Genomic DNA, 11,401 nt, shown 5'->3' on the forward strand with positions numbered 1-11,401 from the left:
GCAGTGCACATAGGAAAGCAAAGAATGACGGAAGCAACGCAACAAGCGCCAGAGCGAACGCTCGAGCAAGATTCTTATCAACTCATAAAGCGCCGACTTGGCAACTTTGGTAACGATCTAAAAAGCCAAATAGACCAACTTAACCAACAACGTGTTGATACCTTTGGTAGTACAGAACTTAAAGTACAAGGTCGAGCAAGAGTTCGTACTGAGCATAACTGCGTGCCACGAGACATCGTGCTCATAGGCGATAAACTTATCTTCGCCTACAATGTGTTTATGGGGCTCAAACAAAACACCCAAGTGAGTGACGTATTCACAGTACAAAAACTACACCTGCAAGATGACCATTACGAGATAGAGCCTTACCCCCAAGAAACTAAGTTTCTTACCGATCCGCGTTTTTTACGTGACTTTGATGAACTATACACCTATTACAAAGACACTCGACTACAACACCTCTTTGTCAAATCAAACAAGCTCTTTGCGCTATTTCAGATTGGTGAAAAACTCTCTGATGTACGTGTATTTCGCTGGCAGATCGCCAAAGACGAGACCTTAGATTACATTGATAACCGCGGAGAGCGTGACTTAGGCGAGGTAGAAAACTTTGACTTTGAGTGGCAAAAAACCGACCGCTCCGACCATGTCGAAGGCCGCCATCCACATATTAATGTAAACGATAAAGTCTTTATAGAAGTTTCTCGCGGCAAACTCACCGTTAAAATTGAAAATAACACCCAAAGTGGTGAAGGTATTTACCAAGAAGATGTAGATGACGCCAGCCAATCGCTTACAGATTGCGATTTACGCTTTGCCGAAGTTGGCGAAATGGTACTGCTCAAGTTGCTCCCCTATCGTGAAAAACAGTGGCGTTACTTTATTTATAACTGTCGTACCCAGCAGATACTGCGCCAAGATGCACTAGGTGGTGCCTGTGTGCAGCTACCAGAGAATCAAGGTATTATTTTTCCTGGGGGATATTACCTACAATCTGGGCAAACTCGCTATTTTGACGACCAACTAGATGAGTTAATTTTTCATCGTCAGCTCAAATCCCCCAATGGTGAAGACGTACTCTATATTTTTTACGAACCAAACGATGGGCGCTATGCACTCTTCTCTTATAATATTATTGAGAAAAATCTGCAAAACCCTATTTATTGTCATGGCTATGGTATTTATGACGACGGTTTGGCGCTGACCTTTAAAGCGGAGCCTGAGCCTGAACGTGTTCATCCTATTCAGATCTGGCAAAGCCCTTTTTATAGCAGTGAGTTTGCCGCCAAAGCGCCTCGAGCCACTGGATTATTTGGCCGGATTGGGAACCCTGATTTAGTGAGGGCGATCTCTGATTTATACAGCGTTTTTAAAGCAATCAACGACCAAAGCCCAACGGTATTTCATTATGAAGATTTGATAGCCCTTACCCGCAGTATTTTAGACCGCTACCACTGGCTTGCAGAGCCCGACTTTAAAGACGTAACGGCAAAGCTGCATGATATTTTTGAAACTTCAGAACAAGTACTTGATGAGTTTGAAAAAGTAAGTCAAATTGAAGCTGACGCCAAACGCGCAGAAGCTGAAATACAACAGTCCTTACAAGACGTACTACGGGAAGTACGCCCAGACAGCTTTAAAAAAGCAGAACAGTTTGTGCAAAGCTTAGAGTCACTTAAGCGTTTAAAGGGAAAAGTAATTAGCCTTGAAGAGGTGAAATACATCAACCTTGAAGCGCTCTTTGCAATGCAGCAGCAAATTGATGAACACACCCTAAGTCTAAGCCACAAAACTGCCGAGTTTTTGCAACAAGACAGTGCATTAGCGCCCTACTACGCCCAACTTGAGGGTTTAGAAGAAGCCAGAGCACACACTGAAAGTGTCACAGAACTAAATGGCTTTCTATCGAACTTAGAAACTTTGAGCGCTGAGCTTGATTTGCTCAACCACACCATGCTGGATCTCGACATTGAAGATAGCCGTGTTCGCACTAAAATTTTGGAAGATGTCAGCACTATTTATGGCCAAGTAAATCGCACCAAAGCAGCATTAGAAATTCAGAAAAAAAGTGTCGGCAGCGTGGAGGCTAAAGCGGAATTTGCAGCTCGCTTTAAGCTCTTTAGTCAAAGTATTACCAGTGGTCTTAGCGCAGCTAAAACCCCAGAGCAGTGTGATGAACAGTTATCTCGCTTGCTTATTCAGCTAGAAGAATTAGAGTCCCAGTTTAGTCAATATGATGAATTTTTAACGGAGATTTTGGCTAAACGTGATGACGTTTATGAAAGCTTTGAGGCACATAAACAGCAGCTCATTGACGACAGACAGCGCCGCGCACTGAGCTTAGCAAACGCTGCCGAACGTATTTTACAAGGGGTAACAAGGCGCACACAAAGCTTTAAAACTTTAGATGACATTAATAGCTATTTTGCGTCTGATCCTATGATTGGCAAGCTTCGCGATTTAACCCAAGAGCTAAAAGATCTCAGTGATGAAGTGAAAGCAGATGATATTCAGGCCAAACTCAAAGCCTGTAAAGATCAAGCGATCCGAGCTTTGCGAGACAAGCAAGATATCTATACCGATGGTGGCAACACAGTAAAAGTAGGAAAACACGCATTCAGTGTTAACAAACAAATGCTTGATTTGACTTTGCTACCACGTGACGAACAGCTCATGTTACACCTCACAGGTACTGAGTATTTTGATGTTATTCCAGATTCAAAAAGCAACCAATTACTTAATGATGCAAGTGCCTACTGGCAACAAAATCTGATATCAGAGAATCGCCATTTCTATCGTGGAGAGTACTTAGCAGCACAAGTTTTGGCTGCAGCTGAACAAGAAGAGAATGATTTTACTCAAGCTACACTTGAGCTTGCTGCTGATAATGGAAGTTTGCTTGCCATCGTACAAAAGTTTGCCGAGCCAAGATACCAAGAAGGCTATGAAAAAGGCATTCACGATCATGATGCCAGTCTGATTTTAGAGAACTTACTACAACAAAAGCAACAGCTGGGGTTACTCATCTATCCAGCCAGTTGTCGGGTTGCAGCACAGTTATTTTATACACAACTAAGCCAAACTGAGCTCACTGAATTGACGTTTCAAGCGACACAAGCTGAGTTAATGGCAACGAAGTTAGATGATCATGGTTTTAGCCTGCAGCTGAGCAACACACTAAGTAAACATATCACTGTATTTTGCCAACAGAACTTATCGGGCTATGTAGAAGAGTTAAGCCGCTTTTCAGGCGAATTAAGTGCAGCTTACCTCATTAAAGCCCTTGCTAGGCAACACAAACCGAGACAATTTGATCTGGCAGCGTCGGCTAAACAGATAAGCGAGCAGTTTATCTCAATGGCAAAAGCCAAAGGGGTGTGGCAACAACTTGAAGACTCATTGGCGCATTTGACTAAACTTGCAGACAAATGTCGCCTACTAAGCAGCTGGCTGCGCGCCTATGGCAATAAGCAAAATGCAAGCACAGAGATATTACTCGAAGCGGCAAACAGCATTTTGCTCTCTAAGCACTTTAGCCTCACCTACCAAGTCAAAGAAGCCGAAATAAAAACCGAGATCTCAGGTTTAATGGGTCAACACCCACGGATCGAGAACCAAGTGCTACACCTAGATTACGCCGACTTTTTTGCCCGAAGCAATGAGTATCTTAGTATTCATGTTCCCGCTTACAAACAGTACCAACAACTAAAAGCACAAGTGCTTGAGGCACAAAAGCAGCGCTTGCAGCTGGATGAGTTTAAACCCAGACCACTAAGCTCATTTGTACGTAACCAGCTGATTGACAAAGTCTACTTCCCTATTATTGGCGATAACTTAGCAAAACAAATCGGAGCGGCAGGTAATAATAAACGCACCGATTTAATGGGCATGCTACTCCTTATTTCACCACCGGGCTATGGTAAAACCACACTAATAGAATATGTAGCGAATCGCCTAGGACTCACTTTCGTTAAGGTAAACTGTCCGTCAATTGGTCATGACCAAGTATCCTTAGATCCCGCGCAAGCCATCAACGCCACTGCTGCAAAAGAAATTGAAAAGATCAATCAAAGCTTTGAGATGGGCAATAACGTGATGCTATACCTTGACGATATTCAGCATACCAACCCAGAGTTTTTACAAAAGTTCATTTCTTTATGTGACGGCTCAAGACGCATAGACGGTGTGTGGAACGGTCGCAGTAAAACCTATGATCTCAGAGGCAAGAAGTTTGCCGTGGTAATGGCTGGAAACCCTTATACCGAATCTGGTGAGTCATTTAAAATCCCTGATATGCTAGCCAACCGTGCCGATATTTATAATCTTGGTGATACCCTAAGTGGCTGTGAACAAGAATTTGCGATGAGCTTTATTGAAAATACGCTCACTTCCAACGCCGTGCTCGCACCTCTTGCTAATCGTGGCATGGAAGACTTATATAAACTGGTTCGCATTGCTCAAGGTGAAGATCTTTCTATTAATGAATTGGAGTTTAATTACTCTCAAGCACAAGTAAATGAAATTGTCAGCGTACTGAAAAAGCTACTCACCATTCGCGACACTATTTTAAAAGTAAATGCACAGTATATTGCCTCTGCTGCGCAAGATGATAACTACCGCACAGAGCCGCCATTTAAGTTACAAGGCAGCTACCGTAATATGAATAAAATGGCTGAAAAGGTGGTTGCTGCCATGAATGACAGTGAGCTTGAAAACCTAATTCAAGATCACTACCGCGGTGAGGCACAAACACTGAGCAAAGGCAGTGAAGAAAATCTACTAAAACTGGCCCAATTGCGCGGCACATTAACGGATGAAGCAGCAGCTCGCTGGTATGAAATTAAAGCAGAGTACGCGCGCCTAAACCGTAGTAGTGATGAAGGAAGCCCTGCACAATTGGCCGTTGAACAACTAAGCTTTGTTAATAAATCCCTTGCCCAAATCGCCGCTAAACTCGATAAAGAACAGCTTAGCTTTGATTACAGTGCGCTGCTGCAGCAATTGGCTCAAGTGCTTGACGAACAAGAGTTCTCCACCCAGTTAACTGAGCTACGAGAGACCTTATCACAGCAGCCTTATGTTGCCCCGCTAACACAATTGATAGCTTCACAGCAACAAGTTGTTCAGGAAATGACGGGGTTAAAAAATACTATCCAACAAACCGCGAATGGCCAGCAGCTACTCGCTAATCTGGATAAACTCAATGACTTGCTTAACACTCAAGCACAAATACAACACGCATTGGGTCAACAGAGTCAGCAGCAAAATACGTTATTTTCACACTTGTCAGATCGCATAGAGGCGGTGGCACAACCGCAGATCCAAGTCGATAATCACCTTGATGACAGTAATGCAAAAGCGCTTGAGGCCGTCACGACATTATTAGCAAATACCCTAACAAACTCAAATACAGAGCCAGTTCAGCAACAGCTCAAAGACATTTTACATAAGCTTGAGGAAATTAAATCAAGACCCGTCGTCAGTAATGACTCAGGTGCGAAAAATCCATACATGCTATAAGAAATGGCGCGTAAAAAAGCCCAAGGAAGGGCTTTGTGTGCCAATACACACCAATGGATGTTAGAGGGTTACTTAATATTATTTCCTGTCTAACTCCAGATAAGCAGGCCGTCCAGTCAAAAAAGTATTCAGATCAACTCGCGACTCACTCCGGCATTTTTGCCATCACTGACAAAAACTCTAAGGATGGTGCAAAAAAAGCAGACCCCATATCTGCGCTGGAATAATCTAATATCGGATCATAATTCTCTGCTACTCCCAGCCTACTTTTTAACACCTGCTCAAACGCATCACCTTTGGCGCTACAACTTAAATACAAGCTTCCTTGTTCAAATACATCGCCAAATGGCATACTTTGCTCAAGTATTAGCGCATGACCATTTTCATCTTTTAATTCGGTTAAAGTTGCGTGGTTCGGGAGCTCACAATCGACTATCAAGTCATTGTCTAACCGTGTACGACCCATTAAATGCTCTTGTTCACTAAGTGATAAACTCTGCCAACGCATTAGGTCAAACTTCACCCGCTTTACATGAATATAACTTCCTAGGTGATCAGCTGCATTTGGGTTATGCACCAAAGCCACTTCACGCTTGTTACGCCCTCTGGGGTTATTGGCGCCGTAAATAAAACCGTTAAAATCACGCCCATCCAGAAAACGAAAAGCACGGACGTGTGCCACCATCTCGACTAAACCATTGAGCATATGCAATACACTTTGGGCAAAGATATGATTAACATCTTCACGATCAGAGCGGATCACATAGAGTAAGTCGAAAGGTTGAGTATGTACGGTATGCTCAGCATCAATAATGTGCGGAAAGCTTTTTAGCTCTTTAGGAATAAATTCGGGATAGATATGCGGCCAATACTGTGCACCAATAGCCACAAAACTCGACAACATGGACTCAGAAAAGCGGTCTTCTAATTCTTCTTGTAGACGCCCGCAATTACCAAGCGCCGCTCGTAACGCTTCATCTTGCCCTTCAAGCACATTGAAGAACAAATGTAAGCCGTGCAAATTAGCTTCAGCACACACACCAGATTGGGCAAGCGCCATGCTCTACTCCCTGCTTTATTCATCTACTATTAAGAAAAGAAATTTACAGCATGTGCCTTAATTTTTAAAGAGATTGGTTTAGTTAAGTCAAGAGGCTCATGTGCAGGGTGAGATACCTCAAGCTCTTGGCCCTCTACGGCCACGCGATAAATATACTCTGTTCCCATAAAACGTTGATTAAGGATCTTAACACTGCCTTGGGCGCAATTTTCTAGAGTAATATGCTGCGGTCGTAGATACACATCACCTTTTGCATCCATATTCCCAAGTTCAACCAAAGAGTGTACAGCACCAAATTTCGTTTCGACGGAAGCACCATTGACCCTTTGTGCAGGAATGTAGATCCCTTGGCCTAAAAATTCAGCAACCATTTTACTTTTGGGACGTTGAAATAGTGTTTTTGGATCACCAACTTGGGCAATCTTTCCTTTGTCCATAATGGCAAGGCGATCGGCAAAAGCAAACGCCTCTTCCTTTGAGTGGCTCACAAAAATAGCAGAAACCTGCTGATCTTTAATGATACGACGAATATCATTAATTAATTGAAAACGTACCTGCGCATCAATATTTGAAAATGGCTCATCAAGTAATAGCAAATTAGGCTTGTAAGCCAATGCACGAGCAATCGCAACTCGTTGCTGCTGACCACCAGAAAGCTCATGAGGGAAGCGTGCTGCATAGCCTTGAAGCTGCACCAAGTTGAGCATTTCAGCGACTCTGCTTTCACGCGCCGATTTATCTTTGATAGTTAAACCAAACGCCACATTTTGTGCCACAGTCAAGTGCGGAAATAGCGCGTAATCTTGAAACATCATCCCAATATTACGCTTTTGTGGTGGGATAAATCCGCTAGCACCATTCATGGCTTTACCCAAAATACTGACGCTACCCTGAAATGGCTCTATCAAGCCAGCAATCACTTTAAGTGTCGTGGTTTTTCCGCAACCGCTAGCACCGAGCAAACATACGATCTCATTTTGCTCTACATTTAGAGTTAAGTTATTCACTACGGCTTCGCCGTCATAGCGATAAGAAAGATTTTCTAGCACTAAGCTATGCATTAACTTCGCTGCTCCATTGAACGGTTTACGACATAAAGCGGAATTAAACCAACTAAAACAATAAATAACGCCGACACTGAGGCTAATTCTAGCTGCTCATCACTGACATATTGAAAAACATGAGTGGCTAATGTCTCATAATTAAAGGGTCGCAATAACAACGCTGCGGGTAGCTCTTTCATACATTCAATAAACACCAGCAGTGCAGCGGTTAAAATACCACGACGTAATAAAGGCAAATGAATCGATAACATCGTGCTGAGTCGATTGCGTCCTAAAGAAAAGCTTGCCATATCTAGACTTGGGCTGATCCGTTGATAACTTGACTCTACCGCTCCTTGAGCTATCGCATAAAACCTCACTACATATGCAAAAACTAAGGCAAAGATAGTTCCACTAAACAATAACCCAGGCTCAAATTGAGAGCCTTCAAACCATGTGTTTAGCTTATCATCTAGTAAGGTTAGCGGGATCAACACTGCGATTGCCAACACAGTTCCTGGAAGTGCGTAGCCAGTACTCGCTAATTTACCCGGCACAGCAACACGCTTACCATGACTGACACGCTGGTTAAATACCACCAACATACTCATGATAATCAAGACTACACTCACCCAAAATGCAATTTTTAGACTTTGCCACGCGTACAAGAAAAAACTGTCGTTCCATGCTTGCTCAAAGTAATTAATAGCATAATCGACCAGTACCCATGTTGGTACAATGAATGCTACGGCAAGAATCAGCCAACAAAACCCGCTGGCCAACCATGCCTGCGTGCCTTTGAGGTGATATAGCGTGGTGCTGTTTACACTTGATTGGCGCTCATGTACTACTTGTGTTGGCCGGCTCAACCGCTCTAATGTTAACGCCAGAAATAAAAACAACAGCATAATGCCAGATATTTTTGCGGCAGCAGTAAGAGAATAATACCCAAGCCAAGTATCGTATACCGCGGTAGTTAGCGTGCTTACAGCAAAATAGTGAACGGTAGCGAAGTCTGCCATACTTTCCATTGAGATCAACGCTAAACCAGCAACAATGGCACCACGAGATAAGGGTAAACTTACCTTAAAAAAGCTTTGAGAAGGTGATTTACCCATAAGCTGACTAGCTTGCACAAGCTTGAAAGATTGCTCTCTCAGTGCGGTCCTGAAGATCAAAAACAAATATGGATATAGTACCAAAGCTATCATCACGATGGCACCGGGCAAAGTGCGAATATCGAAAAACCAATAGTCATCAGGTGATTGCCACCCAAACCATCTTCTTAGCGCAATTTGTACAGGCCCTGCGTAATCAAGCAGATCCGTATAGACGTATGCAATAAGGTAAGTTGGCATCGCCAGCGGTAACATCAACGACCACTCAAAAAAACGCCGCCCAGGAAATTCACAATACGCGGTTAACCAACCTAGAGGTAAAGCTATTAACGCGCAGACAAGACAAACACCAACAATAAGCCAAATGGTATTGCTGACGTAATCCCATAGGACAGTATCCCAAAGGTGAGCAAATACTTCAGAGTCTGGTTGAAACGACTCAACGATCAAAAATAAAAGCGGGACTGATAAGCTAAGCCCTATCAGCCACGCAAACGTCTGCCATTTAGACAGTGACAATGATAACTGCATTAAAGGTCAAATTTTACCTCATCAATTAACTTAAGCGCTAATGGACGGTATTTACTGATCTCTGACAATGGTAGGCTATCTTCCTTAAATTCGCCCCATGATGCCACTAGTTTAGATAACTCGACGCCAGGTTTCACTGGATATTCCATATTCATCGACGCATACATATTCTGCGCCTTATTGTCGGTCATAAACTCAATGAGTTTCAAGGCATTTTCAGTATTTTTAGCATGCTTGGTTAAGACAACACCAGAAACATTAATATGCGAACCACGATCTTTCTGATTTGGGAAGTTGATATAAACGGCATCAGCCCACGCTTTTTGCTTTTCGTCTTCCATCATTTTACCGAAGTAGTAGCTGTTTCCGATGGCTAAATCACATAGCCCTTCTTTTACCGCTTTCACTTGCGCACGATCGTTACCTTGAGGCTTGCGCGCTAAATTTTCCTTAACCCCTTCTAGCCATGCTTTAGTTTTTGCTTCACCGTGATGTGCAATCATAGAGGCAACTAAACCAAGGTTATAAGGGTGCTTACCTGAGCGTGTACAAATTTTGCCGCGATACTGCTCGTCTGCTAATGCCTCATAAGTAAGTGCATCTAACTTGCCAGTGCGAGCTTTAGATGAATAAACATTACGTACCCGTTTAGTTAATGCTACCCACTGCCCTTCAGGGTCTCTAAAGTTTGCCGGAATATTTTTTGCAACCGTGTCGCTACTAATTGTTTGCGTCAGGTTCTCATCCTCTAACTGGATTAGCGCGCTGAAGTTTGATGTAAGTACAAGGTCAGCACGACTGTGTCTACCTTCACGCTTAACTCGCTCTATCAAGCCTTTTTTTGCAAAAACCACATTAGTTTTAATACCAGTTTGCTTTGTAAAATCATCCAAAATTGGTTGGATTAGAAAAGGTTGTCTAAACGAATAAATATTAACCTCTTCTGTCGCCACTGCTGGTAAGCAAGTGAGCGCAGCCAGTAAAGTAACCAGTGCTTTTTTCATAAAGACTCCATTTAGTAAACAATAATTATTATCAAATAATTCTACCTGTAATTATATCGTTTTACACCCTGAATATTTAATCTTGTATCAGGGCTTGGTGATCCATTGTAGAAAAGCGGAAAATCAACTGTGAGATATTTCTTACTTAACTACCAGAAATTGAGTAAATAGACGCTGAAATAACCCCCAAAATAAAGCTACTCCATTGAAATTTATAAAGTTATAAATTTTTATATTTATCCCTCTTGTAAAAGGTCTACTTTTAACTACAGCGATTTTTTTTGGCTTGCTTATAATTAACAACATCTCAGGAAGAGAAATAAAGGGACATCAGGATACGCTCAGGGTAGGAAATGCAAAAGGAGGCGCACCCACTTAAAGGATGAGAGGGTAAGTAGAGCAAGGATAGTGTTTACAGGGAGTAAGCACAGAAATGGGAATGGAATATAAGGTTCATGATGAACCTGAGGAGCGCTTCAGGGGAGAAGCTAGACGTTAAAGGTTAACGTTACTGTGTTGGATACGCAGTTGGTTAAGGATGAAAAAGGAAGGTACAAAGGATGTACCCGTAACTAGTGGTTTAGGAGATACCAATCGTTGCAGTTATAAACGCAACACTTAGCTTGATATACTAGCTTCAAGCTACTAAGTGCCTAAGTAGATAAAGCGATTATTGGCACTGCTGCTTTGGAAAGTAGCAACAAGGGACAATGAGAACAAATGGATGTTCTTAGCAATTGGACGGCGAAGGATAAAACAGCGGACGTTTAAAAGGAACAAGGACACAGGGCTAGATGCCTTTATTCGCAAAATGAGAACACTAAGCGATACCATGGAAGAGGAAAGATTCAGGACGTTGAACTACTCAACTTTGCAGGATGCAGTTAGAAGATTCCGTAAGCGCGGCTCAGCAATGGGTCGCGCTCTTCTTGTTTTACTCCCTCTCTAAACTCACCCGCTATTGAGGCTATGTAAATCAAAAGCGTCGTTATACCAATTGCATTATTTGCACAAAATGAAGTATCCATTTACAGCCTATCATTCGAAATAACATCAATAGTTAGCAATAATACCTATTTTCTTAATTAAGTGGTCTATTTTGAGGCAAGAAAATCTTGTCGATAA

General features: G+C 42.5%; 5 protein-coding genes. 1 reads left to right on the forward strand and 4 read right to left on the reverse strand.

Going from position 1 to position 11,401, the window contains the following annotated elements:
* The first annotated feature begins 24 nt into the window (after window positions 1-24).
* A complete protein-coding gene (locus D9603_RS01205) occupies window positions 25-5,520 on the forward strand; it encodes a DNA repair ATPase (protein WP_128729744.1) in 5,496 nt (1,831 codons plus the stop codon).
* A 145-nt stretch (window positions 5,521-5,665) separates the two neighbouring features.
* Here D9603_RS01205 and D9603_RS01210 read toward each other — a convergent pair whose 3' ends face one another.
* The 4 genes from D9603_RS01210 to D9603_RS01225 are packed head-to-tail and all read right to left on the reverse strand — an operon-like array spanning window position 5,666 to window position 10,276.
* Window positions 5,666-6,580: a Dyp-type peroxidase gene (locus tag D9603_RS01210; RefSeq protein WP_128729745.1), complete on the reverse strand. Its 915-nt coding sequence runs from the start codon at window positions 6,578-6,580 to the stop codon at window positions 5,666-5,668.
* Window positions 6,581-6,609: 29 nt separating this feature from the next.
* Window positions 6,610-7,641 (reverse strand): ABC transporter ATP-binding protein, encoded by a 1,032-nt coding sequence (locus tag D9603_RS01215; RefSeq protein ID WP_128729746.1) that lies wholly within the window; start codon window positions 7,639-7,641, stop codon window positions 6,610-6,612.
* Window positions 7,641-9,272, reverse strand: a complete 1,632-nt coding sequence (locus tag D9603_RS01220) for an iron ABC transporter permease (RefSeq protein WP_128729747.1) — start codon at window positions 9,270-9,272, stop codon at window positions 7,641-7,643. Before D9603_RS01220 ends, D9603_RS01215 begins: the two co-directional genes overlap by 1 nt.
* Window positions 9,272-10,276: a Fe(3+) ABC transporter substrate-binding protein gene (locus tag D9603_RS01225; protein ID WP_125251644.1), complete on the reverse strand. Its 1,005-nt coding sequence runs from the start codon at window positions 10,274-10,276 to the stop codon at window positions 9,272-9,274. The genes D9603_RS01220 and D9603_RS01225 overlap by 1 nt, the downstream gene beginning before the upstream one ends.
* Between the last annotated feature and the right edge of the window lie 1,125 nt (window positions 10,277-11,401).

It is taken from the genome of Pseudoalteromonas sp. PS5, assembly GCF_004103255.1.
Taxonomy (GTDB): Bacteria; Pseudomonadota; Gammaproteobacteria; order Enterobacterales; family Alteromonadaceae; genus Pseudoalteromonas; species Pseudoalteromonas peptidolytica.